This window comes from Arthrobacter sp. CJL-S3, from assembly GCF_056711635.1.
Map to the genome: position 1 here is coordinate 2,294,849 of NZ_CM160046.1, position 21,509 is coordinate 2,316,357.

A 21,509-nucleotide genomic window follows, 5' to 3' on the forward strand; every position below is an offset into this window, starting at 1 on the left:
CTTGATAAGGCGGCTACGCACCCGGCGCAGCCCTGGCACCTCCAGGCAGCAACGCACCACCGCAATCCGAAGGACGACACCGTGGCAGATGACGCACGCGAACACACTGGCAACCAGGCCGGCCATGGCCAGCCCCCGTACCACGGCGTTCCCGCGAATGCGCTGCCGCTGACGGCAAACGAGGACCGGCAGTGGGCTACGCTGGCGCACTTCGGCGGCATCCTGGGCTGCGTTCCCTCGCTGCTGATTTATTTGATCTTCAAGGACCGCGGCCCGTTCACGGCGCAGGAGTCCAAGGAAGCCCTCAACTTCACGCTGCCCCCCACGATTGCTGCCGTGGTGTGCAACCTGCTGGTCTTCGTCCCGGTGGTGGGCAACATCTTCGCGGTGCTGGCCACGGTCATCTGGATCGCCGTGACGTGCTTCTCGGTCGCGGCCGGCATCCACGTCAACCGCGGCCAGCCGCACCGCTATGAGTACAACCTCCGCTGGATCAAGTAGGCCCGCAGCCCCTGCCCTGACGGGGACGTCCGGCCCGGAACGTCCGGCGTGACCTGAGCCTTCCCGGCGGGCCTGAGTTCGGTTCCGAACGCCGGTGTCAGTCGGGCAGGATCCTGCGGACCACGGCGTCGGCGAGCAGCCGGCCCTTGAGCGTCAGCACGAGGCGGCCGCGGAAGGCCGCCACAGGATCCACGAGACCGTCGGCGATGAGTCCGGCGACGGCGTGCCGCCCGGTGTCGCCCAGCCCGCCCAGGCTGGCAATCTCCAGCCCGGAGTTCAGCCGCGCTTCGAGCATGACGCGCTCCACGTTGCGGGTCTCCGAATCGAGGGTTTCCCGGCCGGCGGCCGGCGAGAGCCCGGACCCGAGACGGTTGGCATAGGCGGTGGGGTGCTTGACGTTCCACCAGCGCACGCCGCCGACGTGTGAGTGCGCGCCCGGGCCGATCCCCCACCAGTCGTCCCCGCGCCAGTAGGCGAGGTTGTGGCGGCAGGCCTGCTCCGGGGTCCGGGACCAGTTGCTGACCTCGTACCAGGAGAGCCCGCCGGCCGAAATGAGTTCGTCGGCGAGTTCGTACTTGGCCGCATGGTCGTCGTCGTCGATTCCCGGCACCTCGCCGCGGCGGATCTGCGCGGCCAGTTTGGTGCCTTCCTCGACGATCAGCGCGTAGGCGCTGATGTGGTCGGGACCGTAGGACAGTGCCGTCTCCAGCGAGTAGCGCCAGTCGGCCAGCGACTCCCCGGGCGTCCCGTAGATGAGGTCGAGGCTGACGGCGAGGCCGGCATCCCTTGCCCACTGGACCGCCTGGGGCACCCTGCTGGGGGTGTGGGTGCGGTCAAGCACTTTGAGGACGTGCGGCACCGCGGACTGCATGCCGAAGGACACCCGGGTGAAGCCGGCGTCGGCCAGCAGCTGCAGGGATTCGGGGGTGACGGAGTCCGGGTTCGCCTCGGTGGTCACCTCGGCGCCGGGCTCGAGGCCCCAGGCCGCGATGGCGGTGGTGAGGATCCGGGCCAGGTCCGCGGCGGGGAGCAGAGTGGGTGTTCCGCCGCCGAAAAAGACCGTGCTGAGCGGGCGTGCCGGCAGGCCGCTGCGCTGCAGGACCGCCGCCGCGAAGTCGACCTCCGCGACGGCGGTGCCGGCGTAGGCGTCCTGGGAGGCCCCGCCGCCGAGCTCCGTGGCGGTGTAGGTGTTGAAGTCGCAGTAGCCGCAGCGCACGGCACAGAACGGGATGTGCACGTACAGCCCGAAGGCCCGGCCGGCGGCGCCTTCCAGCGCCTGGGCCGGCAGAAGCCCGTCCGGCGGCGCCGGGTCGCCCAGCGGGAGGGCGCTAGGCACGGTCCGGGCCTGCCTGTGCAGGAAGGCCTGCATGCATGGGGACAGTCATTGCTGGCACTGCTACTTCTTGGCCTTGTCCTTGGATTCGTCCGTGGTGAGGGCGGCGATGAAGGCTTCCTGCGGGACCTCGACGCGGCCCACCATCTTCATGCGCTTCTTGCCTTCCTTCTGCTTTTCCAGCAGTTTGCGCTTGCGGGTGATGTCACCGCCGTAGCACTTCGCGAGCACGTCCTTGCGGATGGCGCGGATGCTTTCCCGGGCGATGATCCGGGAACCGATGGCGGCCTGGATCGGGACCTCGAACTGCTGCCGCGGAATGAGTTCGCGCAGCTTGCCGGTCATCATCACGCCGTAGGCGTAGGCCTTGTCACGGTGTGTGATGGCGGAGAAGGCATCCACCTGTTCGCCCTGGAGCATGATGTCGACCTTGACCAGGTCGGCGACCTGGTCGCCGTCGGCCTTCCAGTCCAGCGAGCCGTAGCCGCGGGTCTTGGACTTGAGGATGTCGAAGAAGTCGAAGACGATCTCGGCCAGCGGCAGGCGGTAGCGGATCTCCACCCGGTCCTCGGAGAGGTAGTCCATGCCGCCCATGACGCCGCGCCGGCTCTGGCACAGCTCCATGATGGCGCCGACAAACTCGTTCGGCGCCAGGATGGTGGCGGCGACCATCGGTTCGCGGACTTCCGCGATCTTGCCGGTGGGGTATTCGCTGGGGTTCGTCACGTGGACGACCTTCTTGTCCTCCAGCGTGACCTCGTATTCCACGTTGGGGGCGGTGGAAATGAGGTCCAGGTTGTATTCGCGTTCGAGCCGCTCGCGGGTGATTTCCAGGTGCAGCAGGCCCAGGAATCCCACGCGGAAGCCGAAGCCCAGCGCGGCGGACGTCTCCGGTTCGTACACCAGGGCGGCGTCGTTGAGCATCAGCTTCTCAAGCGCGTCGCGGAGCACCGGGTAGTCCGTGCCGTCCAGCGGATACAGGCCGGAGAAGACCATCGGCTTGGCATCGGCGTAGCCGGGCAGGGATTCGGAGGCCGGCTTGGCCAGGTTGGTGACGGTGTCGCCGACCTTGGACAGGCGGACGTCCTTCACGCCGGTGATGAGGTAGCCCACTTCACCGACGCCGAGGCCCTTGGAGGGGGTCGGCTCCGGGGAGCTGACGCCGATCTCGAGGAGTTCGTGGGTGGCGCGGGTGGACATCATCTGGATGCGTTCGCGCGGGTGCAGCATGCCGTCAACCACGCGGACGTAGGTGACCACGCCGCGGTAGGTGTCGTAGACCGAGTCGAAGATCATGGCGCGGGCCGGGGCGTTGGGGTCACCCTTGGGGGCCGGAAGGTCGCGGACGATCTTGTCGAGCAGGACCTCGACGCCCATGCCGGTCTTGCCGGAGACGCGGAGCACCTCGTCGGGGTCGCCACCGATCAGGTTGGCCAGTTCCGCCGCATATTTCTCGGGCTGGGCCGCCGGGAGGTCGATCTTGTTCAGGACCGGGATGATGGTGAGGTTGTTTTCCATCGCCAGGTAGAGGTTGGCGAGAGTCTGGGCCTCGATGCCCTGGGCCGCGTCGACCAGCAGCACGGCGCCTTCGCAGGCCGCGAGCGAGCGGGAAACCTCGTAGGTGAAGTCAACGTGTCCGGGAGTGTCGATCATGTTCAGCGCGTAGCTGACGCCGTCGAGCTCCCAGGGCATACGGACTGCCTGGGACTTGATGGTGATGCCGCGTTCGCGCTCAATGTCCATGCGGTCCAGGTACTGGGCCTTCATGTCACGGGACTGGACCACGCCGGTGTACTGGAGCATCCGGTCGGCCAGTGTGGACTTGCCGTGGTCAATGTGCGCAATGATGCAGAAGTTCCGGATGATGTCCGGATCTGTTGCCGCGGGCACCGGGGCGGTGCGGGCCATGGGAGACACGCAGGGTCCTTACTGTTGGCAATACTGTTGGCTTTTGCGCAGATCGGCGCGGGGCTGGTTTCCCAGCCTGCGACGCGCCGCATCTCTGCACCTATAGTCTCCCACGTCCGGGCCCGCGGGAGTGCATCCCCGCCTCCGGCCGGCCGTCTGGCTGCCGCCCGGCTTGCTTAGGCTGCCGGTATTGTTTCCCCATGGCTTGGAACTTACGCTCGATCAGCAATGCAATCCGCAGCACCCTGCGCTTCCTGGAGGGGCGCCCGGGCTCAGCGCCCGGCAGCTCCGGCACGGCCAGGCCGGCCGGCACCAACGCCAAGACCGGAACACGGGCCAAACCCGGCACGAAAGCCCAACGGGGACGGACCGGCACCAAGCCCGGCGCGAAGGCCGGCGGACGCCCCGGGACCGGAGGCGGCGCCGCCGTCGGCCTGGCCAACGCCTACCCCGGCGATTTCCGCGGAACGGCCAAGGTCAGCTACGCGCCCTCCCCCAACGGCCGCCCTGAACCGGGCGAAGTGGTTTGGACGTGGGTGCCGTACGAAGAGGACCACTCGCAGGGCAAGGACCGCCCGGTGCTACTGGTGGGCACAAGCGGCCGCTACCTGCTAGGCCTTATGCTCACCAGCAAGGACCACGACGGCGACGCGCGACGCGCGGACGACTACGTGGACATCGGCACCGGCCCCTGGGACCGGCAGTCGCGCCCCAGCGAGGCGAAACTGGACCGTATCCTGCAGATCAACCCGCAGGATGTCCGGCGCGAGGGCGCCATCCTCGACGCCGGTAGCTTCCGCCGCATCGCCGCCGTCCTGCAGAGCCGCCACGGCTGGCGCTGAACGCCGCTAAATCGCCACTCCGCCGGCCTCTCTGCTACTATTGACAGCTGTGTGTCCGTGCAGGTCGACGGCCACAGATGGTTGGTCGCCATAGGTATCCCCACGCCGCTCAGTCAATGGCCAATCTGAAAGCCCTCTAGACCATTTTCCGCATTGAAAAAGAGAGTTCACACGTGGCTAATATCAAGTCCCAGAAGAAGCGCATCCTCACCAACGAGAAGGCACGCCTGCGTAACAACGCAGTCAAGTCCGAGCTGAAGACGGCCATCCGCGCCGTCAACACCGCCGTTGAGTCCACCGACAAGGATGCTGCGGCTACCGCGCTGCTTTCCGCCAGCCGCAAGCTGGACAAGGCTGTCAGCAAGGGCGTTCTCCACAAGAACAACGCTGCAAACCGCAAGTCGGCCATCTCCAAGAAGGTCAACGCGCTCTAAAGGTTTCCAGTTCATTTGAACTGATGATTGTGGCCGGCACCCTCGGTGCCGGCCACTTCCAGTTAAGCCGCACGTTGTGGCCCGGCACATCACGGATTAGCCAAACCACGGCCCCGAAGCCGCCGTCCCGGCGGGGAAGCACACCCGGTGCCCGGCGTCAGCGGCGCACGGACGTCGCAATCACCGTCACGGCGTGTTCGACGGCGTAGACCGGGTCCCGGGACAGGCCTTTGACCTGGGCGTCAGCCTCGGCGGTCACCTGGATGGACCGGACGAGCCCCTCCGGAGTCCAGCGCCGCACCTCCCGCTGCGCCTGCTCGACAAGCCAGGGCTGCATGCCCAGCTGCTTGGCAATCTGCGACGAGGATCCCTGGGCGCCGGCAACCTTGGCGAGGGTGCGCAGCTTCGAGGCAAGCGCGGCCACCAGCGGCACCGGGTCGGCCCCGGTGTCGAGGGCGTGGCGCAGGGTGGATAATGCCAGCGGGGCGTTGCCGGCCATCGCGGCGTCGGCGACCTTGAACGCGGTGGCTTCCACCCTTCCCCCGTAGTACCGGTCCACCATGGCCGTATCCACCCCGGTGGCGGCATCGGCGATCAACTGGCTGCAGGCGGCGGCAAGTTCAGCCAGGTGGGCACCGACGGCGTTGACCAGGGCATGCACGGCGTCCGGATCGATGCGCCGGGACGCGGCCCTGAACTCGGACGTCACGAAGGCGACCTTGTCGGCGTCCTTCTTCAGGGGCTGGCAGTCCACCACCGGCCACCCGCCGGCCTTGACGGCGTCCAGGAGCTTCTTGCCGCGCACGCCGCCGCTATGGCGGAGGACCAGCACGGCGTCGGGCTCGGGGCGGGCGAGGTACTTCATCCCGTCAGCCAGGAACGCATCATTCATGCCCTCCAGGCCCTCCACCTCGATGAGCTTCTGCTCGCCGAAGAGGGACGGACTGACGTTCATGGCCAAAGAGCCCGGCTCGTAGTTGCCGGCATTGAGCCGGGTAACTTCGACATCGGGGGCTGCGGCGCGGACCTGCGCCCGGATGCGGTCCATGGCACGGGACCCCAGATAGTCTTCCGGTCCGCCGACCAGGACGACGGCGGCCGGGGTTACGTCGCGCCAGGTGGCGGTGTTCGACGCGGCGGACCGTGCGCGTGGGGTCTGGGCAGCAGCCACTGAGGTTTCCTCCCGGAAAATTGTTTACAGACTCTAAGCCTGCCACGGCCCGGGCGGTGCACCAAGCCGGGCCGCGACCCTCCCGGCGGTGCCCGCAGGCCGTCGCCGCGGGACAGGAATCGGGTGAGCAGGGCCACTGTCCGTTCATGCGCTTCCCGGGCCAGCGCGACGCTGCGGGCGGGGTGGAAGGCCAGCCACCAGGCGGCGAGGGTGCAGGCGGAGAAGAGCGCCATCGTGGCAACGCCGAACGCCCCTTCCGGCCACGGGAGGACCGCCCCGGGCAGCCCGGCGAAGCAGCGGGCAACTGCTCCGACCCCGGTGGCGAAAGCAGCAGCGATGCCCAGCGGCGCGGCGGCGAGGGCCGGGGCCAGCGGCACCAGCGGGACGGCCGCGGTCCCCAGCAGCGTGACCGGTGCGACGAGGACGGCGGCGGCCATATTGGCGGGCAGGGCATAGGTGGAGAACTGCGGTTGCAGGAGGACGATCGCCGGTCCGCAGAAGGCTTGAGCGGACAGCGGAACGGCCAGTCCTGCGGCGAGCCAGCGCGGCACCGCCGCCGGGAACCAGGCCATGATCGGCCTGCCCGTCACCACGATGCCGAGGGTCGCAAGCACGGAGAGCAGGAATCCGAAGCTGGTGGAGAGCCCCGGCTGGGCCAGCACAAGTCCGATCACGGCGAGGCACAGGAAGCTCAAGCCCCGCCCGGGCCGGCCGCCAGCCAGGGCAACGAGCCCGATTGCGCCCATCACGGCGGCCCGCAGGACACTGGACTCCGGACCGACCATCAGGACGAACAGGCCCAGCCCCGTGAGGCAGAGGACCGCTGCGAACGCCCGGTTGAACCGCAGGCTTCGGGCGGTCAGCAGGAGGGCGCCCAGGATGAGGCTGCAGTTGGCGCCGCTGACGGCCGTCAGGTGGGTCATGCCGACGGACTTCATGGCCGCGTCCAGCTCCGCGTCCAAAAGGCGGGTGTCACCGGTGACCATCCCCGGCAGGAGTCCCCGGGCGTCACCGTCGAAGGGCCCGGCGGCCGCAGTGAAACTGTCGCGGAGTTCGGCCGGGCCCCGCTGCCAGGTCGCGGCCGCCCCGAGTGTCAGCGGGGCGGAGCTGGCCGAGAGGACTGCCGCTTCCGGCTGCCCGGGCGCAGACGGCTTGAGTTTGCCGGTCGTGCGGATCCGCTGACCCGGGGCTGCATGTTCCCAGTCGGTGCCGCCCAGGATCAGCAGCCTGGCCTGCGCCTGCACCCGGTGCGAGTCGAACGTCATGTCGATCAGGGTGGCCGGGACCGCCCACCGGTTCGCGAGTCCGGAACGCCCGGGCGTCCTGAGCTTCCGGGGCGAGCCCGCTATCTCCACTTCCACCGCAACGGCTGTGTTCGCGGCGGCTGCGGCGGCCACAGCCCCTTCGTGCCGCCGTGCGGAGTCGGCGGCGCCGTGCCCGCCCGCTGCAGCGGCGAGCAGCAGGGCGCCGGCCATCGTCGCGTGGAAGCTCCGGTACGACGGCCCGGGCGGCCGTGCCCCGGCCCGTCGTACCCTGACGGTGGATACGGCCCTGAGCAGCAGCAGTGCCGAACACGCCACCAGGGTCAGGCAGAGCCCGGCCAGAGCCGCGGGATGCAGGTAGTGCCCGGCAGCGGCCGTCGCCCAGACCAGGACCGCCGGGGGAACCAGACGCACATCGGTCCTGCGGAGGGTGTCCTCCCGGACTGGACCGGCGCGGCCGTGGACTGCGAATGACGTCAGCCAGCCGCGGACCTCCAGATGGCGGCGCTGCCGGGCGGCCTGTGGGAGTCCCGCCAGAGCCTGCGCGCGCCCGGGGGCTTGCGGGTGTCCGGGGGCTCCCGGGCGCCCGGGGGCTTGGGGGTCCCCGGCGGACTCCGGCGTCTGGTGGTTCCCGGGTGTCCGGCGAACCGCCGCATCAACGTACCCCTGCCAGCGACTTGTACGTTCTATGTCCGGCACCCCTCACACCCGGACCAGGGGCAGCAGACCTTCGAGCAGCTTGGGCCCGAACCCGTCCACGGCATCCAGCTCCTCCACCCGCTGGAAGTTGCCGTGCTGCTTGCGCCAGTCCACGATCCGTTGGGCAAGCACCGGGCCCACCCGCGGGAGGGTGGCCAGTTCCTCGGCTCCGGCCGTGTTCAAGTTGATCTTTCCCGCGGGAGTGACGGCGCTGCCCGGGCTTCCCCGGGCGCCCGCATCACTCGCGTCACCCGCCGGAGCGGACGCCTCCGGCACGGTTTCGCCCAGTCGCGGCACCAGGACCTTCTGCCCGTCCTCGAGGACGGCCGCGAGATTGAGCTGGTCCGGGTCGGCGCCAGGGGCACCGCCTCCGGCCGCTGCGATGGCCTCGTGCAGGCGGCTGCCCCGCGGCAGCTCCACGATGCCGGCCCGGACAACCGCCCCGGCCACATGCACGATCACGGTGTCGCGGGTGTCCCCTCCGGCTCCGTTTCCGCTATCGCTATCGCCGTCGCCGTCGCCGTCGCCGTCGCCGGGGGAATTGTCCGGCACGGCTGACGGTCCTGTTTCAGGCCCCGGGTCCTCTGGTCCGCTGGCTTCCGTTGGGTTGATGGAACTGAGCGCGCTGACATCCGCTGTGGCGTTCGCGGCCTGCCACCAGAACCAGCAGAGAAACACTGTGGCCAGCAGGCACAGCAACGCTGCGGCACGGCGCCCCGTGCGCCACCTGATGCGGGGGCTGCCGACCGGAGAATGGTCCGGGCCGGGATCATGCTGCGTTCCGGACCGTGCCGCGTAGGGCGGCCCGTCGAGCAGGCCCGTCCCCGCGCCCATACGTACAGCGCCCGGACGAACTGCGGCCTCCAGCCTGTGGTCGGCGCGGCCCGGTTCGGCGCCGGGCGGGTCTCCTGGAGTGTGGCGCGGCATGCGCCCATCCTAGGAAGCTGCACGCGAACTGGTCAGGGCCGGCAGCTCCTATGTGGATACCGACAAACGCCGGGCAGCGCCCAGCGGGTCTGATGTGGATACCGGGAATCTGTGGACTACAGCGACGGCGCGGCGGACTCAGGCGCGGCGGGGATGTCCTGCACTGCCGGGGTGCTGCTCTCCCCCACGATCACGGCCAGCACTCCGAGTCCGGCATGGGCTGCCAGCACGGCCGGAAGGGCGCTGATCTGGACGGGCGCACAGCCGGGGACCGCTTCGGACAGCTGCGCCGCGAGCTGTTCTGCCTCGGCCGGGTTGCCGAAATGGTGGACGGCCATCCGGGCCCGACCCGGGGGGCGGCCGGCGGCGTCGGCCACGACGATCTCCCTGAGCCGGGCGATGGCCTTCGCCGCCGACCGCACTTTCTCCAGCGGAACGACTTTGCCGTCCTCCACCGCGAGGATGGGCTTGATCGAGAACATGGTTCCCCAGAGTGATGCCGCGGCGCCGATCCGTCCCCCGCGGCGCAGCTGTTCCAGGCTTGGCACGTAGAAGTACACCTTGGTGCGGGCGAGTTCATGCTCGGCGAACGCACGCACGTCCGCCGCGGCCGCGCCTTCCGCCGCCGCGGCAACGGCGCCCTGGACACCCATCCCCTGCGCCATGCCGACGGTGCGTGAGTCCAGGACCTCCACCGGAATGTCCACGCGGGCGGCAGCCAGCCGGGCGGAGTCCACCGTCCCGGAGAGCTCCCCGGAAATATGGAGCGACACGACGGACTCAAAGCCGTTCCGCTGGGCTGCCAGGTACGCATGTTCGAACTGTCCGGGTGACGGGCGCGAGGTCTTCACGGGCTTGCCGCTGGCAAGGGCCAGGGCGATCGTCTCGGCGATGTCGTCCTCGCCCTCACCGTAGATTTCCGCACCTACCATCACCGGCATCGGGACGATCGTCAGGCGCCCGTCGACGGAGGCGGCATGGACCCAGTCGGCCGGCAGAGCCGCAGCGGAGTCCGTCACGACGGCTGTCCGCACGACGGCCTCGGGACCGGCGGCGGACCCTTCTGCGGACGGTTTGGCGTGCCGGAGCCCGCTGAGGCGCTCCTTCAGCCACCCTGCGGGGTCGCGGTGGGGCACGAAGGACCTCCTGCTGTCTGCATGTGCTGACGGACTCGCGGTATCGGCCGGCCGCCGGTGTGTCCCGGCGGCCGGCTCCCGGTTAGGCCGGGACGATGTTGACCAGTTTAGGTGCCCGGACGATTACCGTGCGGATCCCACGGCCGTCGAGTGCGCGCTGGACGTTTTCGCTGGCCAGGGCCAGCTCCCGCAGGTCGTCCTCGCTGATCTCCGGCGAGACTTCCAGCCGGTCCCGGACCTTGCCCTGGACCTGGACGACGGCGGTCACCGTGTCCTGGACCAGGAGGGCCGCGTCGTGCGTCGGCCAGCCGGCGTTGGCCACCGAGGCGGGATGTCCCAGCACGTTCCAGAGGTCCTCGGCCGTGTACGGTGCGAAGAGGCTCAGGATGACCGCAACGGTCTCCACGGCTTCACGGACCGCCGGATCGGCGCCGCCCGCTCCGCCGGCTGCGTCGATAGTCTTACGCGTCGCGTTGACCAGTTCCATCAGCTTGGCCACGACCACGTTGAACTTGTTGTGGTCCAGCAGGGCTTCCGCGTCGGCGATCGTGCGGTGTGTGACGGCGCGCAGGGCACGGTCCCCGGCAGTGTAGTCGGCGCCGGGTTCGCTCGTGACGTCCCGGCCCAGGCGCCAAGCGCGGGCCAGGAACTTCGCGGAGCCCGACGGCGAGACGTCGGCCCAGTCCACGTCGTCCTCCGGCGGGGAGGCGAAGATCATGGTGAGCCGGACGGCGTCGACGCCGTACTTGTCCAGCTGTTCGCTCAGGTCAACGCCGTTGCCCAGGGACTTGCTCATCGCCTTGCCGCCGTTGAGCACCTGGCCCTGGTTCAGGAGCGCGCTGAACGGCTCGTCGGCGTCGATCATGCCCAGGTCGTGGATGACCTTGGTGAAGAACCGCGCGTAGAGCAGGTGCAGGATGGCGTGCTCCACGCCGCCCACGTACTGGCCGACCGGCATCCAGTCGTTGATTTTCTCCGGATCGAACGGGCCGTCCGTGTACTGCGGTGAGACGAAGCGCAGGAAGTACCAGGAGGAGTCCACGAAGGTGTCCATGGTGTCCGTGTCCCGCTTGGCCGGGCCGTGGCAGCTGGGGCACTCGACGTTGACCCAGCTCTCGACGGCGGCCAGCGGCGACGTGCCCTTCGGGGACAGGTCCTCGCCGCGCAGGTCGGCCGGCAGGGTGACGGGCAGCTGCTCGTCCGGGACCGGGACCTCCCCGCAGGCGGGGCAGTGGATGATCGGGATCGGGGTGCCCCAGAAGCGCTGCCGGCTGAGCAGCCAGTCGCGCAGGCGGAAGTTCACGAATTTCTCGCCCGTGCCCTGCTGCTCCAGGATCCCGATGGCGGCCGGGATGGCTTCCGCCTTGGGCAGGCCGTCCAGGGCACCGGAGTTGATCAGGGTTCCCTCGCCGGAGGTCGCCGTGCCGCTGACGGCGGGATCCTCCTCGCCGGTGTCCAGCACTGCCCGCACGGGCAGGCCGAAGGTCCGGGCGAAGTCGAGGTCGCGCTGGTCGTGGGCCGGGACGGCCATGATGGCGCCCGTGCCGTAGTCCGCCAGCACGTAGTCGGCCGCCCAGACCGGCAGCTTCTCGCCGTTGAGCGGGTTGATGGCGTAGCGGCCGGTGAAGACGCCGGTCTTTTCCCGCTCGGTGGACTGGCGTTCGATTTCGGAGAGCGCCTTGACCTGCTCGCGGTACGCGTCCAAGGCGGCTGCGTGTTCCTCGGTGACCAGTTCGACGGCGATCGGCGCGTCCGCGGCGACGACGAAGAACGTCGCGCCGTACAGGGTGTCGGGGCGGGTGGTGAACACCGTGACGTCCTTGGCGGGCTTGCCGCCGTCGGCCTCGATCACGAAGGTGACGTGCGCGCCCTCGGACCGTCCGATCCAGTTCTTCTGCATGGCCAGGACCCGTTCGGGCCAGTGGCCGCGCAGCTCGTCCATGTCATCGAGCAGCCGGTCGGCATAGTCGGTGATCTTGAAGTACCACTGGTTCAGCGACTTCTTGGTGACGGGGGTGCCGCAGCGCTCACAGGCACCGTTGACCACCTGTTCGTTGGCCAGCACGGTCTGGTCCGTGGGGCACCAGTTGACCGGGGAATTCTTGCGGTAGGCCAGCCCGCGCTCGTGGAAGCGCTTGAAGAGCCACTGCGTCCAGCGGTAGTACTCCGGGTCGGAGGTGTGGATCCGGCGGGACCAGTCGGCGGAAATCGCGTAGCGCTTGAACGACGCAGCCTGGGTCTCGATGTTGGCGTAGGTCCACTCGCTCGGGTGGGCATTGCGCTTGATGGCCGCGTTCTCGGCGGGAAGCCCGAAGGAATCCCAGCCGATCGGGTGCAGCACGTCGTAGCCCTGCTGGCGCAGGAAGCGCGCGACGACGTCCCCCATGGCGAACGCCTCGGCGTGGCCCATGTGGAGATCTCCGGAGGGGTACGGGAACATGTCCAGCACGTACCGCCGTTCCTTCGAACCGTCGTCGACGGGGGTGAAGACCTTGAGGTCTTCCCAGACCTGCGGCCACTTGGCCTCCATGGCAGCGAAGCTGTAGGCACCCTCTTCAGGGGTCTCCGCCGCGACTGCTGGTGTTCCGGTCTCTGTCTCCGGCTGAACGCTCACTGCTGGCCTCTTCTGTTCTGTCAAGCCTTATGTTCCGTCAAGTCTCTCGGGCAAATCCCTCGGGCGAAGTCCGAATCCGGCCCCGCCCGCTCCCCCGCCGCCGGCCCAAACGGGTCCAGACACACAAAAGCCCCTCGACACGGAGGGGCTGCCGCTCAGCAATCCGAGTTCTCGTCGGGATGCCGGGCGGCTAGCTAAGCAGAAGGATCGCACGCATACCTCTACTTTAGCGCCTCCGGCCGGTTCGCGGGGAAACGGCGGCGGCGTTTCAAACGGGCAGAGCCCCGGCCAGCGTGGCTGGCCGGGGCTCTGCCGTGTCCCTTTTCGGGGCGCGGAAGGCTACTTGACGTCGTCGTCGACCCAGTCCATGGACTTGGTGACGGCCTTCTTCCAGAGACGCATCTGGCGTTCGCGCTCCGACTGTTCCATCTTCGGCTCCCAGCGCTTGTCCTCGGACCAGTTGGCCGAACATTCGCCGAGGTCCTTCCAGAAGCCGACGGCCAGACCGGCGGCGTAGGCGGCGCCCAGCGCCGTGGTCTCCACGACCTTGGGCCGGATCACCGGAACGCCGAGGATATCCGCCTGGAACTGCATCAGCGCATCGTTGGCGACCATACCGCCGTCGACCTTCAGCTCCGTCAGCGGCACCCCCGAGTCCGCGTTAACGGCGTCGAGCACCTCCCGTGTCTGGAAGGCGGTGGCTTCCAGAGCCGCCCGGGCAATGTGGTTCTTGTTCACGAAGCGGGTCAGTCCGACAATCGCGCCGCGGGCGTCGGACCGCCAATACGGGGCGAACAGGCCGGAGAACGCGGGCACGATGTACACGCCGCCGTTGTCCTCCACCGCCGCCGCCAGCGTCTCCACTTCCGGGGCACTGTTGAGCATGCCGAGGTTGTCACGCAGCCACTGCACTAGCGAACCGGTGACGGCGATGGAGCCTTCCAGCGCGTAGTGCGGTGCGGCGTCGCCGAGCTTGTAGCCGACCGTGGTCAGCAGCCCGTTCTTTGAGTGGATGATTTCCTCACCGGTGTTGAAGATGAGGAAGCAGCCGGTGCCGTAGGTGTTCTTGGCTTCACCGGCGTCGAAGGCGGCCTGGCCGAACGTCGCGGCCTGCTGGTCGCCCAGGATGCCGGCGACCGGGACCTCGCGCAGCAGCTGGGAGGTGTGCACCGTGCCGTAGACCTCGGAGGAGGACTTGATGGCCGGCATCATGGAGGCCGGAACGCCGAAGACGTCCAGGATCTCCTGGTCCCAGGAGAGCGTCTCCAGGTCCATGAACATGGTCCTGGAGGCGTTGGTGACGTCCGTGACGTGGACGCCGCCGTCGACCCCGCCGGTGAGGTTCCAGAGCACCCAGCAGTCGGTGTTGCCGAAGACCAGGTCCCCGGCCTCGGCCTTGGCGCGGGCACCCTCGACATTGTCCAGGATCCACTTGATCTTCGTGCCGGAGAAGTAGGTCGCCAGCGGCAGGCCGACCTTCTGCTTGAAGCGCTCCGGTCCGCCGTCCTTGGCCAGCTCGTCCACGATCGGCTGCGTACGGGTGTCCTGCCAGACGATCGCGTTGTAGATGGCCTTGCCGGTGGTCTTGTCCCAGACGACCGCGGTTTCACGCTGGTTGGTGATGCCGACGGCGGCGATATCGTGGCGGGTCAGGTTTGCCTTGGACAACGCGGAGGCGATGACCTCACGGGTGTTGTTCCAGATCTCGGCGGGGTCGTGCTCCACCCAGCCTGCCTGCGGGAAGATCTGTTCGTGCTCCATCTGCCCCGAGGAGACGATGCTGCCGCTGTGGTCGAACACAATGGCGCGGGTGCTGGTGGTGCCCTGATCGATGGCGATTACGTACTGGTTCATGTTGACGTCCTTGTCTTGGGCTGGCAGTTGAATGAGTGCGTAGCGGGTGGGTTAGGCGGCTGCGGTGGCGATGATCGGCACGACTGCTGCGACGAGACCGGCGAGGCCTCCGCCGACCAGCGGTCCGACAACGGGGATCCAGGAGTAGCTCCAGTCCGAGGATCCCTTGCCCTTCATGGGCAGCAGGGCATGGGCGATGCGGGGGCCAAGGTCACGGGCCGGGTTGATGGCGTAGCCGGTGGGGCCACCGAGGGAGACGCCGATACCGACAACGAGCAGGGCCACGGCGAGCGGGCCAAGCCCCGAAGGAGTCCCGCCGAAGGTCAGGATGACGAAGACGAGGACAAAGGTGCCGACGATCTCCGTGATCAGGTTCCACGGCGTGGACCGGATGGCCGGACCGGTCGAGAACACGGCCAGCTGGCTGGCGGGCTCCGCATCCGAAGCGTCGAAGTGCTGCTTGTAGGCCAGCCACATGACCACGGCGCCGAGGAAGGCACCGAGCAGTTCACCGCCGAAGTAGGTGAAGGTGGAGGCGACGTCGACCGGAACACCCGGCGCATATTCCGTCTTGCCGTTGACCAGCAGGCCGAAGGTAACGGCGGGGTTCAGGTGGGCCCCGGACATGGCGGCAACGTAAACGCCGGAGAAGACGGCGATGCCCCATCCCCAGGTGACCATCAGAAACCCGCCGTTGTTGCCCTTGGTGCCTTTGAGTGCAACGTTTGCCACAACGCCGCAACCCAGCAGGGTCAGCATTGCGGTACCGAATACTTCGGACAGGAAAACTATTCCAAGAGACATCTTTGACTCCTCTATTTTCTGTTGTCAGCCCCTCGCGAGTTTGAGGGGCTGTTGGGCCGGCAACGTGTTGGCGCCGCCGGCCGGCCACTGCGCCGGTCCCCCAGAGGACCACGCAGTCCTTGCGCCCGGACGTCCCCCGTCCGGGCGCCGAGGTCTATCAGGAGACCAGGCTGTGGACCTGGACCCCGTGGAACCGCTTGAGCACCTCCTGAGCGTGGGTGATCTCGGATGACCGCGTCGCCGTGTCCCAGCCCAACGGGGAGGAGAGGATGTCGGCAACCTCGTTCAGCAGCTCGCCGGTCACCAGCCCCCGGAAGGCGAGGGAGGTGCGGCGGATCAGCACGTCAATCAGGTGCCCGACCTGCTCGTTCTTGGCCATGAACTCCAGTTCGCGGACGCTGAGTTCGCGGGTCGAGTGCAGGAGCCGGTCAGGGGCGGCTCCCGGGGCGCCGTCCAGGAAGCCAATGACTTCCTCGGCGCGGGTGCCGTAGCGGGTCAGCAGTCCGGCCGTGCGGTCCGCGTCGCGTCCGGCCGCCATATGCGCCTTGATCCAGCGCTGCACACCGTCCTCGCTGTCCGGGAAGCCGGCGCCGCCGCCGATCGCGAGTTTCGCCGTCGAGACCTTCCGCTCCATCCCGAGTTCGGCGAGGACGTCATTACTCAGGTGTTCGGCGAGGGCCCGGAAAGTCGTCCACTTACCGCCGACGAGGCTGAGCACGACGGCGCCGCCGCCCTGTCCTGCTCCAGCGGCTGGTGTGGCGCCGGCGCGGCGTTCGATCCGGTAGTCGCGGCTGACGAATCCGGGCTGGGTGGCGTCGTGCCGGGGCAGCGGGCGGACACCGGAGAAGGTGTAGACGATCTGCTCCCGGTCCACGGTGATGTCCGGGAAGACGTGGCCGATCAGGTCGAAGAAGTAGTCGATCTCCGCCTCGGTGCACACGGCGTCCTCCGCCATGTCGGCGTCGACGTCGGTGGTGCCCACCAGGACCCGGTCACCCATCGGGTAGATCAGCACAATCCGGCCGTCGGTGTGCTCGAAGAAGATCTCGCGGCCGTTGCAGGCGGCCAGCAGCTCCGGGTGGTCCAGCACGATGTGCGATCCCTTGGTGCCGCCCATGAACGCCGACGCCGCGCCCATCGCCTGGTTGGTCTGGTCGACCCAGGCGCCGGTGGTGTTGACGATGACGTCCGCGGAGAAGTCGAACCGTTCACCGGTGAGTTCGTCGCGGAGTTCCACGGTGCTTCCGGTGCGCCCGGTCCCGTCGCTGTCCCTGACGGAGGCGAGGGAGAGGTAGTTGCTGGCGCGGGCGTCACTGGCGCCCGCGGCGCCGGCCTTCTCACCGTCCTGAAGCACGTCCAGGGTCAGGCGCTCCGGGTTGTGGACGGAGGCGTCAAAATACGTGGCCGCATACTTGATGCCCGGGTGCAGGCGCGGCAGTTCCGCCAGAGCCCGCTTGCGGCCGCGGAACTGGTGGCGGGGGACGGTGCCGCCGTCACGGGAGAAGAAGTCGTACATGCTCAGTCCGAGCTTGATCAGGAAGGCCCCGCGTTCCTTGGGGGCGCCCTGCTGCTTGTGGGTGAGGAAACGCAGCGGAGCGGAGAGGATGCCGGAGAAGGTGCTGAAGATGGGGATTGTGGTCTGCAGCGGCTTGACGTAGTGCGGGGCGATGCGCAGCAGCCGGTTCCGCTCCACCACCGATTCCTGGACGAGGCGGAACTCGCCGTTCTCGAGGTAGCGGATGCCGCCATGGATCATGTGTGAGGAGGCGCCGCTGGCCCCCTGGCAGTAATCACCGCGCTCCACGAGGGCGACGTCCACCCCCTGCAGGGCCAGGTCCCGGAACGTGCCCACTCCGTTGATGCCGCCGCCGATGATCAGCACCTGCGCGTGGGGCCGCATCCGCAGCTTCTGCACCGATGCTCGCTCGCCGGCCGACGCCTGGGTGCGGGCTGAATCCTTCTGTCCCAAGAACTGCTCCTCTGGGTTTAGTCCTGTGCGGCGCGCCACGCGGCGCGGCGCCGTTCAACACTATTCTTTGGACTAATGGAAAATGGAGTCAAGCACTATGCACAAACGTGCAGAACGGAAATGGGATGACGCCCTCACGCAGCTCCGACGCCCTTCGCGCGGCCCAGTTGTATTACCTTCAGGACCTGACCATGGACGCGATTGCGCGCGAGCTCCGCACGTCCCGGTCCACCGTGTCCCGGCTGCTTTCCTCGGCCCGGGAATCGGGGCTGGTGCAGATCCAGATCCGCAGTCCGCTGGACACGGGCCCCGAACTGGCGAGCATGATCCGCGCCGAATACAAGGTCGATGTGCACGTCGTTCCGGTGGTGGACACGCTGAATGAGGCGGAAACACTGGACCGCGTGGCGATGCAGGCCGCGCGCACCATCGGCCCGCTGGTTGACTCCAATGCCATCATCGGCGTCGCGTGGGGGTCCACGCTGAGCGCCGTCAGCCGGCACCTGACCCGGAAGATCACCCACGACAGTGTGATCGTGCAGCTCAACGGGGCAGGCAACATGCAAACCACGGGCATCACCTACGCCTCAGACATCATGCGGCGCTTTGGCAGCGCCTACGGGGCGCGGGTGGAACAGTTCCCGGTTCCGGCGTTCTTCGACCACGCCGCGACAAAACGGGCCATGTGGAATGAGCGCAGTGTGCAACGGATCCTTGAACTGCAGGCCCGCATGAGCATCGCCATATTCGGCGTCGGCTCGGTCGACGCCGATTACCCCAGCCACGTCTACGCGGGCGGCTACCTCGACGAAGACGACCTGGCGGTCCTGGCCTCCTCCGACGTCGTGGGCGATGTGGCCACGGTCTTCTTCCGCGCAGACGGCTCCTCTGACGGCATCACCCTCAACGAACGCTCCACCGGCCCGGACCTGGCGCAGTTGCGCCAGGTCCGGCGTCGGATCTGTGTGGTGTCGGGCGCCTCCAAGATCAACGGCCTGCGCGGCGCCCTGGCAGCGGGGCTGGCCACCGACCTGATCCTCGACGAGGCCAGCGCCCGCCGGCTGGTCAGCTTTGACGGCCTGTCCTGAACCGGCCCGCCGTGGGCAGTCCCGCCGGCGGAGTCGGTAAAGTCGATGCTATGAAACCCTCGCCGCGGCTTAGCCTCAACAACGGAGTACTGATCGACCAGTTGGGGTTCGGACTCTACAAGGTACCGCCCGCGGAAGCCGCCGGACTCGTGACCATGGCGCTGGAGGCCGGCTACCGGCACTTCGACACGGCCGCCATGTACGGCAACGAGACGGGCGTTGGCCGGGGCATTGGCTCGCTGTCGAGTTTTGTGAGCACGGACGACGCCCGCGGCGGTTCCGGCGAGTCCTCCCCCTCGCTCTCGCGCGAGGACCTGTTCGTCACCACCAAGCTCTGGAACGACGACCAGGGCTACGACGCCACCCTGCGCGCCTTCGACACGTCCATGTCGAACCTCGGACTGGAATACGTGGATCTTTACCTGATCCACTGGCCCTGTCCGCAGCGCGGGCTGTATCCCGAGAGCTACCGCGCCATGGAGACGCTCTACCGGGAAGGCAGGGCGCGGGCCATCGGGGTCTCGAATTTCCAGCCGGCCCACCTGGACCGTCTGCTGCAGACCGCGGAAGTCGTCCCGGCCGTCAACCAGATCGAACTGCACCCCTGGCTCCAGCAGGAGGAGCTGCGCACCCTGCACGGCGAGCTCGGCATCACCACCGAGGCGTGGAGCCCGCTGGGCCGCGGCCAGGTCCTGCAGGATCCGGTGGTGCTCGACCTCGCTGCGGCGCACGGCAGGACACCGGCGCAAATCATCCTCCGCTGGCATGTCCAGCTCGGCAATGTCGCCATCCCCAAAGCGAGCTCCTACGCCCGGATCAAAGAAAACCTGAACGTCTTCGGATTCAGCCTCGACGACGCCGCCATGGACGCCCTGTCCGGTCTGGAACGTGGCTTCCGCACCGGCTCCAACCCGGACTCAGTCAACTAGGACTTATCGAATGGAACACGTGGCCACCGAGCCTTCCCCCACCACTCCCCTGTTCAGCGCCGGGCTCGAGGCCCGCACCCATGGCTCCGAGGTGGTTCTTGACGGCACCAGGGTCGCGTACTGGAGCTACGAGCCGGTCCGCGTGACTCCGGAGACCCGGACCATCCTGGTCATCCACGGCTTCCGCGGCGACCACCACGGCCTGCTCCGCGTGGCCGACCAGCTCCCCGAGATGCGGCTGATCATGCCCGACCTCCCCGGCTTCGGCAGCTCTGCCGCCTTCGTCGGTGCCGAACACAGCGTTGAGCGCTACGGCCGGTTCGTCTCGGACTTCATGGGCGCCCTGGGTCTGGGGCCCGACACGGTCCTGCTGGGCCACTCCTTTGGCTCCATTGTCGCGAGCCACTACGTGGCGGCACACCCCGGCACGGTCTCCGAGCTGATCCTGGTCAACCCGATCGCCGCCCCCGCGCTGGAGGGGCCCAAGGGGCTCATGACCAAGTTCGCCGTCCTGTACTACGAAGCCGCCGCGCGCCTTCCCCGCGGCCTGGGGCAGGGTCTGCTCCTCAGCCAGCTGATTGTCCGGGTCATGAGCGAGACGATGGCGAAGACCCGGGACAAGCAGCTCCGCCGTTTTGTGCATGCCCAGCACAGCGCCTATTTCTCCGCGTTTGCGGACCGGGAGAGCCTGCTGGAAGCGTTCAAGGCCTCGGTCGGCAGCAACGTGGCGGAAGTGGCCGGCAGCCTGACCCTTCCCGTGCTGCTGATCGCCGGGGAAAAGGACGAGATCGCCGCGCTGCCGGACCAGCACACACTGCTGGCCCTGCTGCCGGACGCGCACCTCGACGTCATCCCCGGCGTCGGCCACCTGATCCACTACGAAACCCCGGAACCCGCCGCGGGCTTTATCCGCAGCTTCCTGAAGGACCATTCCGCGTGAAAATCCTCATCGATGCCCGCTTCACCCGGCTGGACCACCATGACGGCATCAGCCGCTACGGGTCCAGCCTGATCGAGGCGACGGCAAAAATCGCCGATGTCTCCATGCTGATCAGCGACGTCCGCCAGCTGGCCCTGCTACCGGATGTGCCGTACACCCTGATCAACAGCCCCCTGTCCCCGGCCGAGCTGTTCGTCGCGGGCAAGGTCAACAAGCTCGGCGCCGACGTGGTGGTGTGTCCGATGCAGACCATGGGCAGCTGGGGCCGGAAGTACGCCCTGGTGCTGACCCTTCATGACCTGATCTACTACGAACACCCCGCGCCTCCGGGCTTTCTGCCGGCCCCGGTCCGGGTCCTGTGGCGGCTCTACCACAAGGCATTCTGGCCGCAGCGGCTGCTGCTGAACCGGGCCGACGTCGTCGCCACCATCAGTTCCACGACCGCCGCGCTGATCTCGAAGTACCGGCTGACCCGGCGTCCCGTCCGGATCGTCGGGAACGCCCCGCAGCACGGCCACATGCCGCGGGACCCCGGAGCGGGGGCGGACAAGACGCTGCTGTACATGGGTTCCTTCATGCCGTACAAGAACGTCGAGACCATGATCCGGGGCATGGCCGACCTCCCGGACATGACCCTGCACCTGCTCAGCCGGATCACCCCCGATCGCCGGGCCGAACTCGAAGCCCTGGCACCGGCGGGCGCCGACATCGTCTTCCACAACGGCGTGACCGACGCCGAGTATGAGGCCATGCTGGGCCGCACCACGGCCCTGATCAGCCTGTCCAGGGCGGAGGGCTACGGTCTGCCCCTCGTTGAAGCAATGTCGCACGGCACGCCCGTGATCGCCAGCGACATCCCGATCTTCCGCGAGGTGGGAGGCGACGCCGTCAGCTACGTCCACCCTGATTCCCCGGCGGAGTTCGCCGCCGCGGTACGGAAGCTTGAGGAACCGGACCTGTGGAAGGCCCGGTCCCGCCGCTCGGTGGAACGCGCCGCGGACTTCAGCTGGGACGAATCCGCCCGCAGGCTGCTGGACGTCGCCGAAGAGGCCGTGGCGCTGCGCGCACGCCGCCCGGGGCCGTGATTTTTACCTCGTC

Annotated in this window: 17 protein-coding genes; 7 read left to right on the plus strand and 10 right to left on the minus strand. The window is 68.2% G+C overall.

All coding sequences use genetic code 11. The annotated features are described in order from the left end of the window. The first annotated feature begins 81 nt into the window (after window positions 1-81). On the plus strand, window positions 82-501 hold the full coding sequence (locus tag AC06G6_RS10400) for a DUF4870 domain-containing protein (RefSeq protein WP_307464747.1): 420 nt from the start codon (window positions 82-84) through the stop codon (window positions 499-501). A 97-nt stretch (window positions 502-598) separates the two neighbouring features. Here the strand turns inward: AC06G6_RS10400 and hemW are convergent, their stop codons facing one another. Both hemW and lepA read right to left on the minus strand, forming a co-directional pair. Then, window positions 599-1,837 (minus strand): radical SAM family heme chaperone HemW, encoded by a 1,239-nt coding sequence (gene hemW / locus AC06G6_RS10405; RefSeq protein ID WP_479821748.1) that lies wholly within the window; start codon window positions 1,835-1,837, stop codon window positions 599-601. Between the two features lie 60 nt (window positions 1,838-1,897). Then, window positions 1,898-3,751, minus strand: coding sequence for a translation elongation factor 4 (lepA, locus tag AC06G6_RS10410; protein ID WP_307464742.1), 1,854 nt, complete (start codon window positions 3,749-3,751; stop codon window positions 1,898-1,900). Between the two features lie 191 nt (window positions 3,752-3,942). On the opposite strand from lepA, the gene AC06G6_RS10415 reads away from it, so the two are divergent. Together AC06G6_RS10415 and rpsT are read left to right on the plus strand one after the other, a co-directional pair. Then, window positions 3,943-4,584, plus strand: coding sequence for a type II toxin-antitoxin system PemK/MazF family toxin (locus AC06G6_RS10415; RefSeq protein WP_479821751.1), 642 nt, complete (start codon window positions 3,943-3,945; stop codon window positions 4,582-4,584). 173 nt (window positions 4,585-4,757) lie between these two features. Then, the gene (gene rpsT, locus AC06G6_RS10420; RefSeq protein WP_226775157.1) at window positions 4,758-5,018 is read left to right on the plus strand and encodes a 30S ribosomal protein S20; all 261 of its coding nucleotides are present in this window, start codon (window positions 4,758-4,760) and stop codon (window positions 5,016-5,018) included. 157 nt (window positions 5,019-5,175) lie between these two features. Here rpsT and holA read toward each other — a convergent pair whose 3' ends face one another. The 8 genes from holA to AC06G6_RS10460 all read right to left on the minus strand — a co-directional run bounded on the left by holA (window position 5,176) and on the right by AC06G6_RS10460 (window position 17,385). After that, the gene (holA, locus tag AC06G6_RS10425) at window positions 5,176-6,189 is read right to left on the minus strand and encodes a DNA polymerase III subunit delta (protein ID WP_479821754.1); all 1,014 of its coding nucleotides are present in this window, start codon (window positions 6,187-6,189) and stop codon (window positions 5,176-5,178) included. Continuing rightward, complete coding sequence (locus AC06G6_RS10430) at window positions 6,123-7,865, minus strand: ComEC/Rec2 family competence protein (protein ID WP_479821756.1); 1,743 nt, start codon at window positions 7,863-7,865, stop codon at window positions 6,123-6,125. The genes holA and AC06G6_RS10430 overlap by 67 nt, the downstream gene beginning before the upstream one ends. A gap of 288 nt (window positions 7,866-8,153) precedes the next feature. Further along, a complete protein-coding gene (locus tag AC06G6_RS10435; RefSeq protein ID WP_479821758.1) occupies window positions 8,154-9,077 on the minus strand; it encodes a ComEA family DNA-binding protein in 924 nt (307 codons plus the stop codon). Window positions 9,078-9,193: 116 nt separating this feature from the next. Then, window positions 9,194-10,213, minus strand: a complete 1,020-nt coding sequence (locus tag AC06G6_RS10440) for a DegV family protein (RefSeq protein ID WP_479821760.1) — start codon at window positions 10,211-10,213, stop codon at window positions 9,194-9,196. Window positions 10,214-10,295: 82 nt separating this feature from the next. After that, window positions 10,296-12,827, minus strand: a complete 2,532-nt coding sequence (leuS, locus tag AC06G6_RS10445) for a leucine--tRNA ligase (RefSeq protein ID WP_479821762.1) — start codon at window positions 12,825-12,827, stop codon at window positions 10,296-10,298. Window positions 12,828-13,166: 339 nt separating this feature from the next. Beyond that, window positions 13,167-14,681 carry a glycerol kinase GlpK gene (glpK, locus tag AC06G6_RS10450; RefSeq protein WP_479821764.1) on the minus strand — a complete coding sequence of 505 codons (1,515 nt, stop codon included), beginning with the start codon at window positions 14,679-14,681 and terminating at the stop codon, window positions 13,167-13,169. 51 nt (window positions 14,682-14,732) lie between these two features. Then, window positions 14,733-15,485, minus strand: a complete 753-nt coding sequence (locus AC06G6_RS10455) for an MIP/aquaporin family protein (RefSeq protein ID WP_479821766.1) — start codon at window positions 15,483-15,485, stop codon at window positions 14,733-14,735. Window positions 15,486-15,642: 157 nt separating this feature from the next. Continuing rightward, the gene (locus AC06G6_RS10460; protein ID WP_479828628.1) at window positions 15,643-17,385 is read right to left on the minus strand and encodes a glycerol-3-phosphate dehydrogenase/oxidase; all 1,743 of its coding nucleotides are present in this window, start codon (window positions 17,383-17,385) and stop codon (window positions 15,643-15,645) included. A 194-nt stretch (window positions 17,386-17,579) separates the two neighbouring features. Here AC06G6_RS10460 and AC06G6_RS10465 point away from each other — a divergent pair, with 194 nt between their 5' ends. From AC06G6_RS10465 to AC06G6_RS10480, 4 genes are read left to right on the plus strand one after another with little or no spacing between them, the layout of a single operon-like run. After that, window positions 17,580-18,542, plus strand: coding sequence for a sugar-binding transcriptional regulator (locus AC06G6_RS10465; RefSeq protein WP_307464720.1), 963 nt, complete (start codon window positions 17,580-17,582; stop codon window positions 18,540-18,542). 50 nt (window positions 18,543-18,592) lie between these two features. Further along, entirely contained in the window at window positions 18,593-19,471 is an 879-nt protein-coding gene (locus AC06G6_RS10470; protein ID WP_479821768.1) for an aldo/keto reductase, read from the plus strand. Window positions 19,472-19,481: 10 nt separating this feature from the next. Then, on the plus strand, window positions 19,482-20,411 hold the full coding sequence (locus tag AC06G6_RS10475; protein ID WP_479821770.1) for an alpha/beta fold hydrolase: 930 nt from the start codon (window positions 19,482-19,484) through the stop codon (window positions 20,409-20,411). Further along, window positions 20,408-21,496 (plus strand): glycosyltransferase family 4 protein, encoded by a 1,089-nt coding sequence (locus AC06G6_RS10480; protein WP_479821772.1) that lies wholly within the window; start codon window positions 20,408-20,410, stop codon window positions 21,494-21,496. Before AC06G6_RS10475 ends, AC06G6_RS10480 begins: the two co-directional genes overlap by 4 nt. Window positions 21,497-21,509 lie beyond the last annotated feature (13 nt).